Source organism: Streptomyces sp. NPDC021019 (assembly GCF_044333295.1).
Taxonomy (GTDB): Bacteria; Actinomycetota; Actinomycetes; order Streptomycetales; family Streptomycetaceae; genus Streptomyces.
On record NZ_JBIRQR010000001.1, the window covers coordinates 2,119,890 to 2,140,701 of the forward strand.

15 protein-coding genes are annotated in these 20,812 nt (G+C 72.3%); 11 read left to right on the forward strand and 4 right to left on the reverse strand.

The features are described 5' to 3' along the window. Positions 1-2 precede the first annotated feature (2 nt). The 3 genes from ACH4RG_RS09770 to ACH4RG_RS09780 form a co-directional block, all read right to left on the reverse strand. Positions 3-323 (reverse strand): DUF6191 domain-containing protein, encoded by a 321-nt coding sequence (locus tag ACH4RG_RS09770; protein WP_397928817.1) that lies wholly within the window; start codon positions 321-323, stop codon positions 3-5. Between the two features lie 38 nt (positions 324-361). After that, a complete protein-coding gene (locus ACH4RG_RS09775) occupies positions 362-1,573 on the reverse strand; it encodes a PQQ-dependent sugar dehydrogenase (RefSeq protein ID WP_398539331.1) in 1,212 nt (403 codons plus the stop codon). A 144-nt stretch (positions 1,574-1,717) separates the two neighbouring features. Then, positions 1,718-2,674, reverse strand: coding sequence for an aldo/keto reductase (locus tag ACH4RG_RS09780; protein WP_397924317.1), 957 nt, complete (start codon positions 2,672-2,674; stop codon positions 1,718-1,720). A gap of 850 nt (positions 2,675-3,524) precedes the next feature. Between ACH4RG_RS09780 and ACH4RG_RS09785 the strand changes: the two genes are divergently transcribed. From ACH4RG_RS09785 to ACH4RG_RS09830, 10 genes are all read left to right on the forward strand, one after another. Further along, positions 3,525-4,472, forward strand: a complete 948-nt coding sequence (locus ACH4RG_RS09785; protein WP_397924118.1) for a 2-hydroxyacid dehydrogenase — start codon at positions 3,525-3,527, stop codon at positions 4,470-4,472. Positions 4,473-4,941: 469 nt separating this feature from the next. Further along, the gene (locus ACH4RG_RS09790; protein WP_397924316.1) at positions 4,942-7,764 is read left to right on the forward strand and encodes a putative bifunctional diguanylate cyclase/phosphodiesterase; all 2,823 of its coding nucleotides are present in this window, start codon (positions 4,942-4,944) and stop codon (positions 7,762-7,764) included. A 217-nt stretch (positions 7,765-7,981) separates the two neighbouring features. Beyond that, positions 7,982-9,838, forward strand: a complete 1,857-nt coding sequence (locus ACH4RG_RS09795; protein WP_397924116.1) for an acetolactate synthase large subunit — start codon at positions 7,982-7,984, stop codon at positions 9,836-9,838. Between the two features lie 22 nt (positions 9,839-9,860). Next, a complete protein-coding gene (ilvN, locus tag ACH4RG_RS09800) occupies positions 9,861-10,388 on the forward strand; it encodes an acetolactate synthase small subunit (RefSeq protein ID WP_003966072.1) in 528 nt (175 codons plus the stop codon). Positions 10,389-10,496: 108 nt separating this feature from the next. Beyond that, a complete protein-coding gene (gene ilvC, locus ACH4RG_RS09805; RefSeq protein ID WP_215104806.1) occupies positions 10,497-11,498 on the forward strand; it encodes a ketol-acid reductoisomerase in 1,002 nt (333 codons plus the stop codon). A 294-nt stretch (positions 11,499-11,792) separates the two neighbouring features. Beyond that, positions 11,793-13,385: a phosphoglycerate dehydrogenase gene (serA, locus tag ACH4RG_RS09810; RefSeq protein WP_397928812.1), complete on the forward strand. Its 1,593-nt coding sequence runs from the start codon at positions 11,793-11,795 to the stop codon at positions 13,383-13,385. Between the two features lie 280 nt (positions 13,386-13,665). Next, positions 13,666-16,227 (forward strand): Tox-REase-5 domain-containing protein, encoded by a 2,562-nt coding sequence (locus tag ACH4RG_RS09815; protein ID WP_398539332.1) that lies wholly within the window; start codon positions 13,666-13,668, stop codon positions 16,225-16,227. Positions 16,228-16,351: 124 nt separating this feature from the next. Beyond that, positions 16,352-17,050, forward strand: coding sequence for a hypothetical protein (locus ACH4RG_RS09820; protein WP_397924110.1), 699 nt, complete (start codon positions 16,352-16,354; stop codon positions 17,048-17,050). Continuing rightward, positions 17,047-17,577, forward strand: coding sequence for a hypothetical protein (locus tag ACH4RG_RS09825; protein WP_397924108.1), 531 nt, complete (start codon positions 17,047-17,049; stop codon positions 17,575-17,577). Before ACH4RG_RS09820 ends, ACH4RG_RS09825 begins: the two co-directional genes overlap by 4 nt. Before the next feature lie 82 nt (positions 17,578-17,659). Next, complete coding sequence (locus tag ACH4RG_RS09830) at positions 17,660-18,442, forward strand: isoprenyl transferase (RefSeq protein ID WP_398539333.1); 783 nt, start codon at positions 17,660-17,662, stop codon at positions 18,440-18,442. A gap of 47 nt (positions 18,443-18,489) precedes the next feature. On the opposite strand, the gene ACH4RG_RS09835 is transcribed toward ACH4RG_RS09830, so the two are convergent. Continuing rightward, positions 18,490-19,638, reverse strand: a complete 1,149-nt coding sequence (locus ACH4RG_RS09835; protein WP_397928808.1) for a PucR family transcriptional regulator — start codon at positions 19,636-19,638, stop codon at positions 18,490-18,492. A 191-nt stretch (positions 19,639-19,829) separates the two neighbouring features. Here ACH4RG_RS09835 and ACH4RG_RS09840 point away from each other — a divergent pair, with 191 nt between their 5' ends. Beyond that, a complete protein-coding gene (locus ACH4RG_RS09840) occupies positions 19,830-20,756 on the forward strand; it encodes a proline dehydrogenase family protein (protein ID WP_397924102.1) in 927 nt (308 codons plus the stop codon). Positions 20,757-20,812 lie beyond the last annotated feature (56 nt).

Genomic DNA, 20,812 nt, shown 5'->3' on the forward strand with positions numbered 1-20,812 from the left:
CCTTACGTCCCGGGCTCATCGTCCGCGCGACGCTCGGGCCCGCTCACCGGCCTCCCGGGTCTCGGCCGGTCCAGGACGGCGTCCTGCTCGGGCGCGGACGGGAGCATGCGGCCGTTCCGCGCCCCGGCGGCGCCGTCCGGGGCCGTGCCGGCAGCGGTTTCCGGGGCCGGAGCACGGACGGTCACCTTCCCGGAGGTCAGGTCTATCGGCCCCCGGTTCGGATCGCCGATGCCGAGATCCACCCGGCTCAGCTCCAGCCGCTTCCGCTCGTCCGAGGTGTGCTTGCGCCCCGGGGCGAACAGCTCCTCGAAGAAATTGAACACGGGCCGTGCTCCCTCCGACATGCCGCACGTGCGGTCGGCTACTCCACCTCCACCTGAAGGACCCTGTCGTCCCCGGGCTTCCGCGTTCCCCGTCCGTCCGTGTTGCTGGTGACCAGCCACAGGCGGTCGCTCCCCGCACTCACCACCGTGCGCAGGCGGCCGTGCTTCTCCTCCAGGAACGACTGGGGGTCGGCATAAGGTTCCTCCGCCTTCTCGCCGGACAGCGGAATGCGCCAGAGACGCTCGCCGCGCAGCCCGGCCATCCAGATCGAGCCCTCCGCGTACGCGATCCCGCTGGGGGAGGCCTCGGAGGTCTTCCACTGGGCCACCGGGTCGATGAACCCGTCCTCGCCCTCCCGGCCCTCGACCTCGGGCCAGCCGTAGTTCCCTCCGGGCTCGACCAGATTCAGCTCGTCCCAGGTGTTCTGGCCGAACTCGGCGGCCCACAGCCGCTTCTCCGCGTCCCAGGCGAGCCCCTGCACATTGCGGTGCCCGTACGAATACACCACCGAGTCCGCCTCCGGATTGCCGTGCACCGGCTCCCCGTCCGGGGTCATCCGCAGGATCTTCCCCGCCAGCGACTCCTTGTCCTGGGCCAGCCCGGTGTCCCCGGTCTCGCCGGTGCCCGCGTACAGCATCCTGTCCGGGCCGAAGGCGATCCGGCCCCCGTTGTGGATGCTGCCCTTGGGGATGCCCCGCAGGATGGTGTCCGGGGCCCCCAGCTGCTGTCCCGCCGGACGGCTCTCGTCGTAACTCATGCGGGCGATCCGGTTGTCGGACGTGGTGGTGAAGTAGGCGTACACCATCTGGTCCGCGCCGAACGTGGAGGAGACGGCGAGCCCCAGCAGCCCGCCCTCGCCCGCCGGGGACACCCCGGGCACCGAGCCCAGCAGCGTCTGCTTCCCGCTCTCGCCGTCGACCCGGTGGACCGTGCCCTCGTCGCGCGAGGAGACCAGCAGGTCACCGCCCGGCAGCGCGGCCAGGCCCCAGGGCGACTTCAGGCCCTCGGTCAGCGTCGAGACCACCTTCGCCGCGCCCTTCGCCGGCGGCGGATCGGCCGAGCGGCTCGGGGAGGCCGCGGGAGCGGAGCCCCCCGAGGCGCTCGGGGAACCGGCGGGCTGCCCGGACGGTCCCCCGTCCCCGTCGCCGGAACACCCGGCGGTCAGCAGCAGCGCGGCCGACGCCAGCACGGCCACCACCCCCCTGCGCATCGCCGGGGACTGCACAGGTCCGAACAGAGCACCACGCACGGAACCGATCCTTTCGACGGTTGCCCGACTACTTGCTCCCACACCTTGTTCCTACAGCTCGGCCGGCCCAGGAGTTCCCCACGCGCCCATTCTGCCGCCGGCCGCCGGACGGCGCCCCTCCCCTCGACCACCGCTCCATGACGCTCAGTCCCACGACTCGCGGGCGGCGGGCAGGCCGTCGATCTCCGCCACGTCCCGGTCGTCCAGGACCACCCGCGCCGCCCCGGCGTTCTCCACCGCCCACCGCTCCCGCTTCGTCCCCGGCACCGGCACCACGTGCGGACCCTGGCGCAGCACCCACGCCAGCGCCACCTGGGCCACGGTCGCCCCGCGCCGCTCCGCGACCCGCCGCAGACCGGCCACCACCGGCTGGTTCGCCGCCATCACCTCCGCCGTGAACCGCGGATGCCGGGCCCGCAGATCCTCCGGCTCGAACCCCTGGCCCGGCTTCAGCGTCCCGGTCAGATAGCCGCTGCCCAGCGGCATCGCGGCCAGCAGCCCGACCCCGCGCGCCACACACCACGGCAGCAGCTCCGCCAGCGCCTCGCGCGACCACACCGACAGCTCCGCCTCGACGGCGCTCACCGGGAAGACCTGCTGGATCCGCTCCAACTGCCGGATCGTTCCCTCATGCGGTCCCGCACCCGACCGGCGCGGGGCCCGCGCCCCCACGGCGCACAGCCCGAGCGAGCGCACCTTGCCCGCGGTCACCAGCTCCGCCATCGCACCCCAGGTCTCCTCCACCGGCACCTCGGGGTCGGCCCGGTGCAGCTGGTACAGGTCGATCACATCGGTCTGGAGCCGTCGCAGCGAGGCGTCACAGGCCCGTCGGACATACCCGGGCCGGCCGTTGGCGACGATGTGCTGATCGCCCACCAGAAGCCCGCACTTGGTGGAGACGAACGCCTCCCGGCGGCGCCCCTTCAACGCCCGCCCCACCAGCAGCTCGTTGGTGAACGGGCCGTACATGTCCGCGGTGTCGAGCAGCCGGACGCCCGCGTCCAGCGCAGCGTGCACCGTCCGCATCGAACGGTCTCCGAGCCGCTGCGACGCGGTGTAACCCCAGCTCATCGGCATGCAGCCGAGACCGACCGCACCCACGGCAAGCCCCGCCGCCCCGATAGTCCTGCTCTCCAACTCCCCGAACCCTTTCCTGGACGAGCCGTTCCGCCCCCGTCCGCCGCGGTCCACGGGCGGCTCTCGCCGGAGACGGCGCGAGAGCGCGGTCCCGGACCCGGGCGGTCACGCCCGCCCGATCCACGACCCAGGTCCCTGTCGGGGGAGTTCGGTGAGTGATTGACGGAGGCGTTCGGGCGATGTGACGATACGCCGATGCCCGGCCCACACGCACGGACGGCTGCTCGCGGTGGTGACTTCACCGCTGCCGTGGTCGCCCGCCGCGCGGCGGAGGGCCCTTCTGCGGGGGGTTGCCGGGATCGACCTGCTGCCGGGCGGCTGTGACCTGTCCGGCCTGCGTGATGCGCCGGCGACGGACGTCGGGCACCGGGTGTTCGCGGCCGCGGCCCGGCCGCCGTTCCCGCGGCGCGGGAGGCGGGCCGTGCACGCGAACCGCCTCCAGCGGCTGGGCCGCCCGGGCTGTCCCGGCTCGACGACGTGCTCCTGGAGTACCAGCTCGCCCGGGTGACGCACTGCCGCGCCCGGCGGCCAAGCTCGACCCGCTGGAGCGGCCCCGTTTGTGCGGCCTGCCGGGGCGGGCACCGAGATGCTCCCCTGCCACCGCACCACGCACCACCGCGCCACCATGCGCAACCGCCTCGACCGGGTCTCCCGCCTCACCGACCGCTCCCTGCTCCGGCCGACGGGACGTCGCCGCCCTGTACGCCGGGGTGCGGGCGGGCCCTCGGACCGTGACCGCGCTGACCGCCGCTCGCGCGAGGGCTCCGGGCATATTCCTGGAGTGCTCGCACATCTGTCGCATAGCCTCCTGACCATGACTGCGACGACTCACGACGTGTGGCTGCCCTACCGGGCCGAGGAGATCGACGGCCTGCCCGAGGACCTCAACTACCTTTTCTGGGACGGTGAACCGGACTACCCGGGAGACCCGGCCGACTGTGCCTACTACGTCGTCCCCTACCTGAAGGGCCCCGAGGTCGCGGTGCGCCCGCTCGCCTCGATGAGCGCCGTCCGGGTGGTGCAGACGCTCTCCGCGGGCATCGACCATGTGGAGCCGGGCCTCGGAGTGCTTCCCGCCGGCGTACGCCTCTGCAACGCCCAGGGGGTGCACGAGGCGTCCACCGCCGAGCTGACGCTCGCCCTGGTCCTCGCGTCCCTGCGCGGGCTCCCGGGATTCGTCCACGGCCAGGACAAGGAGGAGTGGCGGTCCGGTTTCTACCCGGCGCTCGCCGACAAGTCCGTCCTCATCGTGGGGTACGGATCCATCGGCTCGGCCATCGAGGACCGGCTCGCCCCCTTCGAGTGCGCGCGGGTGGCGCGCGTCGCGCGCTCCGCGCGGGCCACCGCACGCGGTCCCGTACAGACGCTCGACGATCTGCCCGCCCTGCTGCCCGAGGCCGACGTCGTTATCCTCTCCACTCCGCTGAACCCGTCCACGCAGGGGCTGGTGGGCGCCGACTTCCTCGCCGCGATGCCCGACGGGGCCCTCCTCGTCAACGTCGCCCGCGGCGGAGTCGTCGACACCAAGGCGCTGCTGTCCGAACTCGAGTCCGGACGGCTGCGGGCCGCACTCGATGTGACCGACCCGGAACCCCTGCCCGAGGGCCATCCTCTCTGGCATGCTCCGAATGTCTTGATCACGCCTCACGTGGGCGGCAGCACCTCGGCCTTCGCACCGCGTGCCAAGCGGCTGCTGGCCGCACAGCTCACCCGGTTCGCCGCCGGAGAGCCGTTGCGCAACGTCGTGACCACCACCGGCTGACCCCGCGGTAGCGGCCACGCTACGGGGCGGACCGGATGCACGCAGTGCCGCTCACCTCGCATTTCGTCACGGAGCGTAGAGAATCTATGGCCCTGAGTGACGGATCTGGTGTATCGTCCGATCCGGGGGGCTGCGCCGTGGAAGGGACGGCGCGGGGGGAGCACCGGAACGCGAGGGGGCGACGGGCGATGTGCTGGCCATGGAAAGACGATCCGACGCGGACGAGCGGACGGTTGCGGCCGCCCGCGCCGATGGAGCACAGCACCCGCCGGTGGCCGGATTCCTGCCCCGGACCGGCAACGCCGGAGCCGCCGCGGACGGGCCGGGGCGAGCGGCGCCGGGAAGCCCCCGCGAAGAGCTGGGCACCTCGACGCCGCGGACCTCGGGGCCCGGCTCCTCGGTGCCGTACGCCGAGGGGCCGGGCGCTGGGGAGCACCTGCCCGGTGGGCCCAGGGCGGGGAGCCCTCCGGTGAGCGCGCTGGGGACCCTGCTCGCCCCGCGGTCGGCCACCGGCACCACGGGTCTGCGGTCCCGGATCCTGCTCGGTGTCGTCTGCGCCGGATATTCGGTGGGCGCCGCCGTCGGCTGGGGCTCTCCGCAGGTCGCCGTCATCATGGGGGACTTCGGTCTCGCCGCGGCGGCCCTGGTCGCCGCCGTCTCCTGCTTCCTCTACGCACGGGCGGTCAGGGGCCGACTGCGCCCCGCCTGGCTGCTGTTCTCGCTCTCCTCCGCCATGGCGGCCTGCGGAAACGCCGTCTGGGGCTGGTACGAGGTGATCCTCGGCGTCGCCGTGCCCACCCCCTCCCTCGCCGACGTCTTCTTCCTCTGCTTCGCGCCGCCCGCCATCGTCGGACTGCTCGTGCTCGCCAAACGGCCCGTCACCCGCGCGGGCTGGGTGTGCCTGGCCCTGGACGCCTGGCTTATCGGCGGCTCCCTGCTGACGCTCGCCTGGAGCCTCGCCCTCGCGCACACCGCGCACCTGGCGGGGGTCCAGGACACCAGCGTCGCGTCCGCGGCCCTCTCGCTGGCCTACCCGCTGCTCGACATCGTGCTCGTGTCGATGGTGCTCGCCCTGCACTTCCGCCGGGCCGGCGTGAACCGCTCCGCGGTGAACACCGCCATCGCCGCCCTGGCGCTCACGGTGCTGAGCGACGCGGTGTTCACCTCGCCGCTGCTGCGCTCCACCTACCACTCGGGCCAACTCCTCGACGCCGGCTGGTTCGCCGGGTCGCTGCTCCTCGCCTACGCCCCCTGGGGCGCCCGCCGCGTGGTCCGGCCGTCCGCCCGCCCCGGCCCCCCGCGAGCCATCGCCAGCCGCCCGATCGCCGGCTCGCTGGCCGCGCTGACCCCCTATCTCGCCGCCGCCGTCTGCACCCTGGGCATCCTGTACAACGTGGTCGACGGCCGCCGGGTGGACCGTGTCGTCATCTTCACCGGCTGCACCGTCGTCCTGGCGCTGGTCGTCCGGCAGGGCATCATGCTCCTCGACAACATCTCCCTCACCCAGGAGCTGGCCCAGAAGGAGAACCACTTCCGCTCCCTGGTGCAGGGTTCCAGCGACGTCATCATGATCGCCGCGCCGAACGGCACCCTGCGCTACGTCAGCCCCGCCGCCGCCGGGGTCTACGGGCGTGCGGCGGAGGGTCTCGTCGGCTCCGAGCTGTCCTCGATCATCCACCCCGACGATCTCGGCCGGTTCGTCCACGAGGTGCGACGCTTCCTGGCCGCACCGCCGCACGAGGAGCCCACCACCCGCATCGAGTGCCGCTTCCGCTCCGGCACGGGCGACTGGCTCCACGTCGAGTCCACCGTCAACCGCCATCAGGGCGGCCTCCTCCTCAACAGCCGGGACGTCACCGAACGGGTCAGGCTCCAGGCCCAGTTGCAGCACAACGCCGAGCACGACCCGCTCACCGACCTGCCCAACAGGGCCCTGTTCACCGCCCGGGTCCGACAGGCGCTCGGCGGCCGCCGCTCGGGCGACCCCGGCACCGCCGTCCTCTTCATCGACCTCGACGGCTTCAAGGCGGTCAACGACACCATCGGCCACCAGGCGGGCGACGAACTCCTCGTCCAGGCCGGCCGTCGCCTCCAGGACTCCGTCCGGGCCGGCGACACCGCGGCGAGGCTCGGCGGCGACGAGTTCGCCGCGCTCATCGTGGGCGACGGCACCCGCGACCAGGGCGCCCGGGAGTACCAGGTCCACGAGATCGCCGACCGGCTGCGCCTCACCCTCTCCCAGCCCTACCGCATCGGCGCCAGCGAGGTCCGGGTGGCCGCCTCCATCGGCGTGGCCTTCGCCGAGCCCGGCATCAGCCCCACCGACCTCATGCGCAACGCGGATCTCGCGATGTACCGCGCCAAGGCCGGCGGCAAGGACCGGGTCGAGCTGTACGCCCCGCAGATGCAGGCCGACGTCGTACGCCGCTCCGAGCTGGCCACCCGGCTGCGCACCGCCCTGCGCGAGGGCGAGTTCGCCCTGCTCCACCAGCCCGTCGTCCACCTCGCCAGCGGGTCCGTCGCGGCCGTCGCCGCCCAGGCCCGCTGGCGTTCCGCCCAGGGCATCCTGTTCACCCCCGCCGAGTTCCTCCGGGTCTCCGGCGACGACGACCGCACCGCCGAGCTCGGCCGCTGGCTCCTGGAGGAGGCGGTGGCCCAGGCCGCCGACCGGGCCAGGGCCGGGCACCCCGTCACCGTCTCCGTCCGGCTCTCCGCCGCCCGGCTGCTGGAGGCGGCCTCGCCCCCCGGCTCCATCGAGGCGTTGCTGACCCGCCACGGTCTGCCCTCGGGCGCCCTGATGGTCGAGGTCGCCGACAGCGACCCGCGCGTCTCCTTCGACGCCCTGGAGCAGCGCCTCGTGGCCCTGCGCCGCCTCGGTGTACGGATCGCGCTCGACGGCTTCGGCAGCGGCTTCGCGGCGATCAACGCGCTGCGCCGGCTCCCCATCGACGTACTGAAACTCGACCGGAACCTGGTCGAGGGCGTGGTCGAATCGGCCAGGCTCCACAAGATCACCAGCGGCCTCCTGCGGATCGCCTGCGACCTCGGCCTCCAGTCCGTCGCCGACGGCGTCGACGTCCCCGAGCAGGTCCTCGCCCTGCGCGCCATGGGGTGCACCCACGGCCAGGGGATGGCCTTCTCCGGCCCGCTCGACGAGTACCGGCTGCGACGCGCCCTGGTCCGCGGGGAGTTCCCCGTACCGGGCATCCCGAGCCCCCGGCCGGTGATGGCGGGCGGCTCGATCCCCCTGCTCACCGGATCACATGCTGAGACGCCCGTCCCACCCACTTGACACGTCATGCGTGCCGGAGAGAGGGTCAATGCCATGCGCACCCGAATTCTCGTACTTGGAAAGCGCGTCGGCTGAAGCAGAGTCACTCCACGACACTCTGCGACCGCACCCGGCGCGCTCCCCTCGCTTGCCTCACGGCACGAGGGGTTTTTTGTTGCACTGACGCCGCTCAAACCGCTGCAAAACACCCGCGAAAACCCTCAGCTTCGAGAAGAGAATGCCGATGACCGAGCAGGCCACCGGGGCCCACCACCCGCAGCCGCGCGCCCGTAACGGCGGACAGCCGTCCGTCACCGTTGAGCACGTCACGGGCGCGCAGTCCCTCATCCGTTCTCTCGAGGAAGTCGGCGCCGACACGGTATTCGGCATTCCCGGCGGCGCGATCCTCCCCGCCTACGACCCGATGATGGACTCCACCCGGGTCCGTCACGTCCTGGTCCGCCACGAGCAGGGCGCCGGACACGCCGCCACCGGGTACGCGCAGGCCACCGGCAAGGTCGGCGTCTGCATGGCCACCTCGGGCCCCGGCGCCACCAACCTGGTCACCCCGATCGCCGACGCGCACATGGACTCCGTGCCGCTCGTCGCGATCACCGGCCAGGTCGCCGCCAAGGCGATCGGCACCGACGCCTTCCAGGAAGCCGACATCTGCGGCATCACGATGCCGATCACCAAGCACAACTTCCTGGTCACCAAGGCCGAGGACATCCCGCACACCATCGCCGAGGCCTTCCACATCGCCTCCACCGGCCGCCCCGGACCGGTCCTCGTCGACATCGCCAAGGACGCCCTCCAGGCGAAGACCACCTTCAGCTGGCCGCCCACCCAGGACCTGCCCGGCTACCGCCCGGTGACCAAGCCGCACGCCAAGCAGATCCGCGAGGCCGCGAAGCTGATCACCCAGGCCAAGCGCCCCGTGCTGTACGTCGGCGGCGGCGTCATGAAGGCCGGTGCCACCGCCGAGCTGAAGGTCCTCGCGGAGCTGACCGGAGCGCCCGTCACCACCACCCTGATGGCGCTCGGATCCTTCCCCGACAGCCACCCGCTGCACGTGGGAATGCCGGGCATGCACGGTGCGGTCACCGCCGTCACCGCGCTGCAGAAGGCCGACCTGATCGTCGCCCTCGGCGCCCGCTTCGACGACCGCGTCACGGGCAAGCTGGACAGCTTCGCCCCGTACGCCAAGATCGTCCACGCCGACATCGACCCGGCCGAGATCGGCAAGAACCGCACCGCCGACGTGCCCATCGTCGGCGATGCCCGCGAGGTCCTGGCCGACCTGGTCCAGGCCGTCCAGGCCGAGCACACCGAGGGCAACACCGGTGACTACACCGCGTGGTGGAAGGACCTCAACCGCTGGCGCGAGACCTACCCGCTCGGCTACGACCTGCCCGAGGACGGCAGCCTCTCCCCGCAGCAGGTCATCCAGCGCATCGGCGAGCTCGCCCCCGAGGGCACGATCTTCGCGGCGGGCGTCGGCCAGCACCAGATGTGGGCCTCCCACTTCATCGACTACGAGCAGCCCGCCACCTGGCTCAACAGCGGCGGCGCCGGAACGATGGGGTACGCGGTCCCGGCCGCCATGGGCGCGAAGGCCGGCATGCCCGACCGCACGGTCTGGGCCATCGACGGCGACGGCTGCTTCCAGATGACCAACCAGGAACTGACCACCTGCGCGCTCAACAACATCCCGATCAAGGTCGCCGTCATCAACAACGGCGCGCTCGGGATGGTCCGCCAGTGGCAGACCCTCTTCTACAACCAGCGCTACTCCAACACCGTGCTGCACTCCGGCGCGGACACGGACGGCGTCCCGGCCAAGGGCACCCGCGTCCCGGACTTCGTCAAGCTGTCCGAGGCCATGGGCTGCTACGCCATCCGCTGCGAGGACCCGGCCGACCTGGACAAGGTCATCGAAGAGGCCAACTCCATCAACGACCGTCCCGTCGTCATCGACTTCATCGTCCACGAGGACGCCATGGTCTGGCCGATGGTCGCGGCGGGCACCTCCAACGACGAGGTCCAGGCCGCCCGCGGCGTCCGCCCCGACTTCGGCGACAACGAAGACGACTGAGAGACAGAGAGAGAACGACTCCATGTCCGAAAAGCACACGCTCTCCGTCCTGGTCGAGAACAAGCCCGGTGTCCTCGCCCGGATCACCGCCCTGTTCTCCCGCCGCGGCTTCAACATCGACTCGCTCGCGGTCGGCACCACCGAGCACCCCGACATCTCCCGCATCACCATCGTCGTGAATGTCGAGGGCCTGCCCCTGGAACAGGTCACCAAGCAGCTCAACAAGCTGGTCAACGTCCTGAAGATCGTCGAACTCGAGCCCGCCGCCGCGATCCAGCGGGAGCTCGTCCTGGTGAAGGTCCGCGCCGACAGCGAGACCCGCTCCCAGATCGTCGAGATCGTCCAGCTGTTCCGCGCCAAGACCGTCGACGTCTCCCCGGAGGCCGTCACGATCGAGGCGACCGGAGGGGCCGACAAGCTGGAGGCGATGCTCAAGATGCTGGAGCAGTACGGCATCAAGGAGCTCGTCCAGTCCGGCACCATCGCCATAGGGCGCGGCGCGCGCTCGATCACGGACCGGTCCCTGCGCGCCCTCGACCGCTCCGCCTGACCGGCGGCGGGACGCGCCCGCGCCGCTCGCATGGCGAGACCCGATCACGTACACGACGCCCCCGCCGTACGGTGGGACGCAACACCTGCACACCAAGGAGAAGACCCAGTGGCCGAGCTGTTCTACGACGACGATGCCGACCTGTCCATCATCCAGGGCCGCAAGGTCGCGGTTCTCGGATACGGCAGCCAGGGCCACGCCCACGCGCTGTCGCTCCGTGACTCCGGCGTCGACGTCCGCGTCGGTCTGCACGAGGGCTCGAAGTCCAAGGCCAAGGCCGAGGAGCAGGGCCTGCGCGTGGTGACCCCGGCCGAGGCCGCCGCCGAGGCCGACGTCATCATGATCCTCGTCCCGGACCCGATCCAGGCCCAGGTCTACGAGGAGTCCGTCAAGGACAACCTCAAGGACGGCGACGCGCTGTTCTTCGGCCACGGCCTGAACATCCGCTTCGGCTTCATCAAGCCGCCGGCCGGCGTCGACGTCTGCATGGTCGCCCCCAAGGGCCCCGGCCACCTGGTCCGCCGTCAGTACGAGGAGGGCCGCGGCGTTCCCTGCATCGTGGCGGTCGAGCAGGACGCCTCGGGCAAGGGCCTGGAGCTGGCTCTCTCGTACGCCAAGGGCATCGGCGGCACCCGCGCCGGCGTCATCAAGACGACCTTCACCGAGGAGACCGAGACCGACCTGTTCGGTGAGCAGGCCGTCCTCTGCGGTGGCACCGCCGCCCTGGTCAAGGCCGGTTTCGAGACGCTGACCGAGGCCGGTTACCAGCCCGAGATCGCGTACTTCGAGTGCCTGCACGAGCTGAAGCTCATCGTCGACCTCATGTACGAGGGCGGCCTGGAGAAGATGCGCTGGTCCATCTCGGAGACGGCCGAGTGGGGCGACTACGTCACCGGACCGCGCATCATCACGGCCGACACCAAGGCCGAGATGAAGAAGGTCCTCACCGAGATCCAGGACGGCACCTTCGCCAAAGCCTGGATGGCGGAGTACCACAACGGTCTGCCCAAGTACAACGAGTACAAGAAGGCCGACAGCGACCACCTGCTGGAGACCACGGGCCGTGAGCTGCGCAAGCTCATGAGCTGGGTGAACGACGAAGAGGCCTAGGCCTCGGGGGAGCGGGGCGGGTCCTTCGCGGACCCGCCCCGCTCCGCGGTGAAACCGGAGAGGCCGCTCCGTACGGGGGTACCGGAGGGGCAGTTCCGTACGGGTGTACACCACGTCCACCCTCGTGCGGGTGATCCTTCCACCGGGGCGCGGTACGAGGCGCGTCGCATGACTACACTTCTCAACAGATACACGCGTCAGGGCCCACAGTGTCGTGCGTCTTCCACGCGGCTAGCCCCTCCACCGCCTGCGGCCGTCGGGACGGCCGTCCGCACTGGACTTGTGAGGACTCACGTGAGCTCGAAACCTGTCGTACTCATCGCTGAAGAGCTGTCGCCCGCCACGGTCGACGCCCTGGGTCCGGATTTCGAGATCCGGCACTGCAACGGCGCGGACCGCGCCGAGCTTCTCCCCGCGATCGTCGACGTCGACGCCATCCTGGTGCGCTCCGCCACCAAGGTCGACACCGAGGCCATCGCCGCCGCCAAGAAGCTCCGGGTCGTGGCCCGCGCCGGCGTCGGTCTGGACAACGTCGACGTCTCCTCGGCCACCAAGGCCGGCGTGATGGTCGTCAACGCCCCCACCTCCAACATCGTCACCGCGGCCGAGCTGGCCTGCGGTCTGCTGGTGGCCACCGCGCGCAACATCCCGCAGGCCAACACCGCGCTCAAGAACGGTGAGTGGAAGCGCTCCAAGTACACCGGGGTCGAGCTCAGCGAGAAGGTCCTCGGCGTCGTGGGCCTCGGCCGCATCGGCGTCCTGGTGGCCCAGCGCATGTCGGCCTTCGGCATGAAGATCGTCGCCTACGACCCCTACGTCCAGCCGGCCCGCGCCGCGCAGATGGGCGTCAAGCTCCTCAGCCTGGACGAGCTGCTGGAGGTCGCCGACTTCATCACGGTGCACCTGCCCAAGACCCCCGAGACCCTCGGTCTCATCGGTGACGAGGCGCTGCACAAGGTGAAGCCCTCGGTGCGCATCGTCAACGCCGCGCGCGGCGGGATCGTCGACGAGGAGGCCCTGGCCTCCGCGCTGAAGGAGGGCCGCGTCGCGGGCGCCGGCCTCGACGTGTACGCGAAGGAGCCCTGCACCGACTCCCCGCTGTTCCAGTTCGACCAGGTCGTCTGCACCCCGCACCTCGGCGCCTCCACCGACGAGGCGCAGGAGAAGGCGGGCATCGCGGTCGCCAAGTCCGTCCGCCTCGCCCTGGCCGGCGAGCTGGTCCCGGACGCGGTCAACGTCCAGGGCGGCGTCATCGCCGAGGACGTACGCCCCGGCCTGCCGCTCGCCGAGAAGCTCGGCCGGATCTTCACCGCGCTCGCGGGTGAGGTCGCGGCCCGGCTCGACGTCGAGGTGTACGGCGAGATCACCCAGCACGACGTCAAGGTGCTGGAGCTCTCCGCGCTCAAGGGCGTCTTCGAGGACGTCGTCGACGAGACCGTCTCCTACGTGAACGCCCCGCTGTTCGCGCAGGAGCGCGGGGTGGAGGTCCGCCTCACCACCAGCTCCGAATCGCCCGACCACCGCAACGTGGTCACCGTGCGCGGCACGCTCTCCGACGGCCAGGAGGTCGCGGTCTCCGGCACGCTGGCCGGCCCGAAGAACCTCCAGAAGATCGTCGCCATCGGTGAGCACGACGTCGATCTGGCGCTCGCCGACCATATGGTCGTCCTGCGCTACCAGGACCGTCCCGGTGTGGTGGGCGCGGTCGGCAAGATCCTCGGCGAGGCCGGGCTGAACATCGCGGGCATGCAGGTGTCCCGGGCCGCCGTCGGCGGCGAGGCGCTCGTCGTCCTCACCGTCGACGACACCGTCCCGCAGCCGGTGCTGACCGAGATCGCCGAGGAGATCGGCGCGTCCTCGGCCCGCTCGGTGAACCTCACCGACTGACGCGGACACATCGGTACGCCTCACCGGCTGAGCGCGGAAGCGTCGACGAGGCCCACCGGCTGACGCGGGGGCACAGCCGCACGACCCCGCTCCGTACCCGGTAGCAGGCCCGCTCGTCCCGTACGAGTGGCCCGCTGCCGGGTACGTTGCTCTACCGCGTCCCGGTCAACCCGTCGAGGTGGGCCCGGGGTTGGGTCCTGGGGCCCACGACGGGAGCGGGCCCCGCCCCTAGGGTGACCGGTTGTCATGTCACTCATGGGCGCCGGGGGTCGGATCACGTATGTCTGCTGTCGGTGGCATACCCGTAGCGGGAGGCCCGGCTCCGGCCGCCGCCCCGCGGCGTGAACTCCCGCGCCCGCTCGTCCTGGTCCGCGTGCTGCTCCTCGTGCTGTTCGGGGCGACGGTGCTGGGGGCGGTCGGCCTGTCCGGCTCGGCCCTCGCCGCGGACGCGATGGGCGCCGAGGTGCTCGGCATCCTGCTGTACGCCTCCGCGCCCGGGGTGCTCGCGGCGCTGCTGGCCCGGCACGTACGGACCGGCGGCACCCGGGTGCGGTGGGGCATCGTCGCTGTCCAGGTCTGGCTGATCCTCGGCGGCCTCGCCAACCTCGGGGACGGGTCGCCGGACGGACTGACCCAGCTGGTCCTGCCGGTCCTCATCCTCCTCCTGACCAGCCGCGCGGGGAGCCGGACGTGGTTCCGGCTGCCGCCCGGCGAACGGGGGCAGCCGCCGCGGTTCTCGCTCCCGCACATGATCACCTGGAAGCGGGACCGGGGGCAGACCGCCCTGGAGTACCTGGGCCTGGTCCTGATCGTCGTCGCGCTGATCGGGGCCCTGACGGTGGGCGGCCTCGGCGGCCGGATCACCGAGGGTCTCCAGTCCGCGATCTGCTCGCTGACCGGCAGCTCCTGCCCGGTCTCCCCGGGCAGCGGCTCCGTCGAGGCGGGCGACCGCCCGGGCGGCGGTACGGACGCAGGTACGGACGGGGGAGCCGACGGAGGCACGGACGCAGGAGCCGGCGGCAGCACGTCGGGGAGCGCGGACGGCGGCGCCGACGGCGGTTCGACGACCACGGGTGGAGTCACCGGCGGGTCCACGGAGGGGGCCACCGGCGGTACGGGAGCCACCGGCTCCACCGGAGGTACCGACGGCTCGGGCGGATCCGAGGGTTCGGGCGGATCCGAGGGTTCGGGCGGATCCGAGGGTTCGGGCGGACCCGATAGTTCGGGCGGACCAGAGAGCTCGGGCGGACCCGATAGTTCGGGCGGATCCGAGGGCTCGACCGCGACCGGCGGCGGCACGGGAGGCCCCGATGACACCGGCCGCCCCGGCACCGGCGAGGACACCTTCCCCGACGACGACGAGGAGCCCGAGGCCGCCCACGACGTACAGGCGTCCGACGACGGTGAAGGCGAGGGAGGCGGCGAGCAGGCCGAGGAGCAGGAGGACTGCGGCGGCTGGGGCTTCTTCGGCTGCGCCTGGGACCGTACGACGCAGGTCGTCAAGGGCCTCGTGGTCGACGGGCTCTGGGGCGACATCACCGGGATCATCGACCTGTTCAAGCCGGAGACCTGGTCGGGCCTCGCCGACTACGGCAAGCAGCTCGGCGACCAATGGGTGAAGGACTCCTCGGGCGCGGGCGACAAGTGGGCGGACGGCGACTACCTGGGCGCGGTGCTGGACTGGGGCGAGGCGTCCGTCAACACCGTGGTCACGGTCGGCGACGACGTGTTCGTCGGGGACGAGGTCCGCGAGCGCTGGAACAACGGCGAGAAGACCCGGGCCGTCACCGACGTGATCTGGAACGTCGGCTCGATCTTCATCCCCGGCTACAACGTCGGGAAGGTCGTCGGCAAGGTCGGCAAGCTCGGTGCGCTGGGCAAGGTCGCCGGAGCCGTGGCGAGGGCCGCCGACGACGCGGGGGCGGCGGCCCGCAGGGCCCGCAAGGCGGCCGAGGCCGGCGACCTCGACGGCGTACGGAAGGCGGCGAAGGAGGCCGACGACGCGGCGGACACCGCCGAGGACGCGGCCCGCCGCACCGGCTGCGTCATCGCCTCGGGCCCGCCGCGCGTGCCGTACGGCGGGGGAGGGGCCACCGGAGTCCCCGGCGCGGGCACCGGAGTGCTGGCGGGCGGCTCCCCGGACCGGATCGTCCTCGGAGACGGCGGGTGCGACGAGGCGGCCAAGGCTGCCGCCGCCCAGGCGCGGGCAGCCGAGCGGGCCGCCCATCTGGAGCGGAAGAGGCTGGAGGAGCCCGAGCGGGCGCGCAAGGCCGAGATGGACAAGAAGAAGTACCCGCAGGCGCAGCGCAACGACACCTCCGACCCGCGCAACTACAACCCGCCGTCCTGGGCCGACGACCTCAGGGACCGTACGCTCGGGGACGCCGACGCGGGCGACGGCTACTGGGCGAGCCGGGACCGCAACCCCGCCCCCAACTGGAAGAACGAGTCCTGGCTGCGCTACCAGGAGCAGGTGACCGGTACCAACCGGGGCCAGGAGTACGTCGTGCCGCACCCCCGGGAGGGCAAGCCGGCGGTGGAGTACGACGGCTGGGACTCCTCCCGGCAGACGTTCCTGGAGGCCAAGAACGGTTACGGCAGCTATCTGTCCAAGTCCGACAGCGGGGCCCTCACCCCCTCGGGCAAGGACAAGTTCGTCACCGAGGCCCGCGCCCAGGTGGAGGCGTCCGGTGGCCGGAGCGTGGAGTGGCACTTCTCCGACCCGGAGGTGGCCAAGGCCGCCCGCAGGGCGTTCCGGGACGAAGGGCTGCCGGTCAAGGTGGTCCACAGCCCGTCGAAGCCCAACGACAGCACCAGGAAACCGGGGGCGTTCGACGAGTAGGCCGCGCCGGGACGCAAGCGGTCCTCGTCCTGGGGGCGCCTTGTAGCCTGCACGCGTGGTGACCCGGCCGCCGTCCGGCCGGGTCACCGCGCGCTGTGGGCCGGCCGACGGAGGAGAGACGAGCATGCGACGTGTAGTGCGGGGCTTCTGGGGTCCCCGGCCGGAGCCGGCCGAGGAGCTTGCCGACCGGTGGCTGCGGACCCTCGACGGGTTCGCCGAGCTGGTCCCGCAGGCGGCCGACGCCTGGAGCCAGGTCCACGGGAACGGCCCCGCCACCGCGTTCACCCCCGACGGGGAAGCCCTGCTCGGCGCGGTCCGCACCGCCCGGAGCGCGGCCGACTGGTCGGACCTCACCGGCACCGGGCTGCGGCTCGTCGGCACCGGGGCGCGCGGCTGGGAGGCCGAGGTCAGCGGAGTGGCCGGCGGGGCGCCGGAGTTCCTCCTCCAGTCGCTCGCGATCATCCTGCACGCCCCGGACGAGGCCGTGGTCCCCGAGGAGGCGCTCCTGTCGCTCGTCGCCCGGGTGTGGGAACCGGACTTCGGCGATGTGAGCGACGACGACGTGCTGGACGCGCTGGAGGACGACGCCGGGTACTCCGTCGGCGACCCGGTCGTGGGCCGGACCGGCTATCTCTCCCCGGCCCGCGCCGCCCTCGTTCCCGACGGCCTGGAGGTGGTCCGTGAACCCCAGCCAGGCGGCGGGGAGTTGCTGAGCATCGCGGCCCCGGGCGACAGTGCGGGCGTGGTGCGGGTGTACCAGCGGCTGCGTGAGGCGGGTGCGTTGGCTCCGCTGCCCCGCCCGATGGACCGGGCGGTCCTGTGAGTTCCCGGGCAGGCGAGGAGTTCGACGCGGAGCGCGCGGCGGCCGAGGTGACCGAGCTCCTCGCCGCCCCCGTACCGGCCACCGGCCCCACCGTCGTCGAGGGCGACCCGGACACCGGCGAGTGGACGGTCACCGTCGGGGAGGGCTTCCGGATCGTGCCGCTGTGGGAGGGCCGTTCCCTCACCGGTGTGTACGCCCCCGAGTGGAACGAAGCCGTGGAGGCCGCCGAGGGCCATCTGGAGTCGCTGGCAAGGGAGTCGGGTGCGCGCTGGGGCCCGCACCGGCCGGTGCGGCTGCACGTGGCGCTGCTGCGGTGGGAGGCCGGGGCGTCCGTGGAGCCGTTGTTCGAGGCGCTGTTCACCGCGGACCTGTACGGAGACCTGGTGGTCTGGGGTCCTCTCGCCCCCGACGGCCGGTGGATCGCCCTGACCGTGGGGCACAGCGACGGGGACGCGCCGCTGGTGCTGGCCGCCCTGGTCAGCGACCGCCCGATCATCGAACCGGACGACGGGGACAGCCCGTTGTGAGGACCGGCCGGAACACGCCGGAGGCGTCCGGGACCGTCGGCGGGGTCCTCCGGCACGGGCGGTCCTGTGATGGAGTGGGCCCATGAAGCTGCTTCCCCTGTTTCTCCGACGGCCGATCGAAGCGGTGTACGAGCGCCGGCTCGCCGCCACCCTGGTGGGCCTGCCGCGCCCCCAGCACGTCGGGATCATGGTCGACGGCAACCGGCGCTGGGCCCGGAAGGCCGGGCACACCGACGTCCGGGAGGGCTACCGGGCGGGCGGCGCCAAGGTCACCACCTTCCTGGGCTGGTGCACGGCCGCCGGGATCGAGCACGTGACCCTCTTCATGCTCTCCGACGACAACCTGGGCCGCCCCGCCGAAGAGCTCGGCCCGCTGATCGAGGTCATCGAGGAGACCGTCCGGGACATCACCGCCGAGGGCCGGGACTGGGAGGTCCGGGCGATCGGCTCGCTCGACATGCTGCCCGGTGCCAGCGCCCGGGTGTTCAAGGAGGCCACCGCCGCCACGGCCGGGCGCGGCGGCCTCAAGGTGGACGTGGCGGTCGGCTACGGCGGCCGGCGCGAGATCGTCGACGCCGTGAAGAGCGCCTTCGAGGAGCACATGGCGGCCGGCGGGGACCCGGCCGAACTGGTCGCCCGGTTCGGGATCGACGACATCTCCCGACACCTCTACTCGCCCGTGGCCGACCACACCGACTTCATCATCCGCACCTCGGGCGAGCAGCGGCTGTCCGGCTTCCTCCTCTGGCAGTCCGCGTACGCCGAGATGCACTGGGTGGACTGCTACTGGCCGGCCTTCCGGCACGTGGACTTCCTGCGCGCGCTGCGCTCGTACGCGAACCGGGACCGCCGCTTCGGCAAGTGAGGGGCCGGCCTTCCGGACGCTCCACCGGCCGGGCCCGCCCGATGCTCCTACAGCCGGGCCCGCTTCACCGCCATGTGCAGCAGCAGCCGGTCCTCGCCGTCGTTCAGGTCGAGGCCGGTGATCTGCTGGATCCGGGAGAGCCGGTAGTACAGCGTCTGGCGGTGGATGCCCAGCGCGGCGGCCGTCCGGCCCGCCTGGCCCGCGCAGTCCAGGAACACCTCGGCGGTGTGCGCCAGCTCCCGGTGCGGCGAGGTCAGCAGCGGGGCGACCACCGGGTCGCCGGGGCCGTCGCCGGTGCCCGGGAGTGCGGTCAGCAGACGGTAGGGGCCGATCGCCGACCACCGGGCGACCGGGCCGAGGCGGGTCTCGGCCCGGGCCGCGCGGGCCGCCGCCGTGGCCTCCCGCCAGGAGACCGGCAGCTCGTCCAGGCCCCGGCGCGGCGTGGCGATCCCCCCGGTGGCGGCCGGGCCGCCATCGGTGCGCAGCCGGTCCGCGGCGCTCAGGGCCGGGTCGAGGCGGTCCGGCGAGCGCAGCCGGACGAGCGCGGCCAGCGACAGCGGCCCGGCTCCCCCGGGCGCGGCGACCGTCGCCAGGGCGGCCGCCGAGCCCACCCCCCGTACCGAGGGCGTGTCGTCCGCCCACGGGGTCACGCAGACCACCGTGTGCAGCCCCTCCGCGTCCGGCCCCAGGGCCTCGCCCAGCGCGGCGACGGCGGTGTCGCGCTGCCGGCCGGGGCCCGCCGTGAGCACCGCGCCGAACTCCCGCGACAGGTCGGCGCCCGCCCGCGCCTCGTCGGAGAGCAGCGCCCCGATCCGGGCGGCGACCTCCATCGCGGCGGCCAACTGCTCGTCGGTCGGGCCGGGGTCGGCGTCGAGCAGCCAGACGTAACCGAGGACGACACCCCGATGGCGTACGGGAAGGCAGACGCGGTCCCGGAACACCCCGGCCTCGGGGGCGGCGGGGATCCGCACGGGGCCGGTCGCCCGGGTGATGCCGAACCCCTCGAACCAGGCGCGCACGGCGGGCGTGGAGCGCCGGGTCAGGATCGACCGGGTGCGGACCGGGTCCATCGCGGAGTCGTCGTCGCTGTCGTGGGCTCCGAAGGCGACCAGGCCGAAATCCCGGTTCTCCAGGGTGGCCGGGGCGTCGAGGAGGGCCGAGATCTCGTCGACCAGTTCCTGGTAATCGCCTGTCACTCCGCCATTCTGCACCCCTTGGCACTCTTCTTCAGACAGATGTCTGAGGTGACGGCCACGGATGCGTGACAGGTGTCGATGGCACAGGATCGGAGCGGTCCCTAGATTTCACGGTGGTTATCCGTGCCGTACCGGTCCGTTCACGTTCGTGCCGTTACGGCCCTTCGTCCGTATATTCGTGGAGGTGCCCCGTGCTGGGTCCCGTGATTCTCGCCGCATCGCGCAGCGACAAGATGCGCCGGTTCGTCTCGGCCGCGCCCGGCACCAAGCAGGTCGTCGACCGCTTCATCGCCGGGGAGACCGTCGACCAGGTCGTGCCGATCGTGGAGGACGCCGCGGACAAGGGCCTGGAGGTCACGCTCGACGTCGTCGGCGAGGACATCACCACCCCCGCGCAGGCCGAGGCCGCCCGTGACGCGTACCTGGAGCTCATCGAGCGTCTGAAGGACCTCGGCCTGGGGACCCGCGCCGAGATGTCCGTGAAGCTGTCCATGTTCGGCCAGTCGCTGGAGAACGGCCACGAGCTGGCCCTCGCCAACGTGCGCCCGGTCGTCGAGGCGGCGGCCGCCATCGGCACCACGGTCACCCTGGACGCCGAGGACCACACCACCCTCGACTCGATGTTCGCCATCCACGAGGAGCTGCGGAAGGACTTCCCGGAGACCGGCTGCGTCATCCAGTCCTACCTGTTCCGCACCGAGGACGACGCCCGCAGGCTCGCCGCAGCGGGCAGCCGCGTACGCATCGTGAAGGGCGCCTACAAGGAGCCCGCCTCCGTCGCGTACCAGGACAAGGCCGAGATCGACAAGGCGTACGTCCGCATCACCCGGATCCTGATGGAGGGTGCGGGTTACCCGATGATCGGGTCCCACGATCCCCGTCTCGTCGCCATCGCCCAGGAGCTGGGCCGCCAGGCCGGGCGCAAACTGGATGAGTACGAGTTCCAGATGCTGTACGGCATCCGCAGCGACGAGCACGTCCGGCTCGCGGCCGAGGGCCACCGGATGCGCGTCTACACGGCGTACGGCACCGACTGGTACGGATATTTCATGCGCCGCCTCGCGGAGAAGCCGGCCAACCTGCTGTTCTTCGGCCGCTCGATCCTCACCAAGGGCTGAGCGCCCGGCCCCGACCCGGGGCTGAACCGGCCACGGCCGACCCACCCATCCCCGCC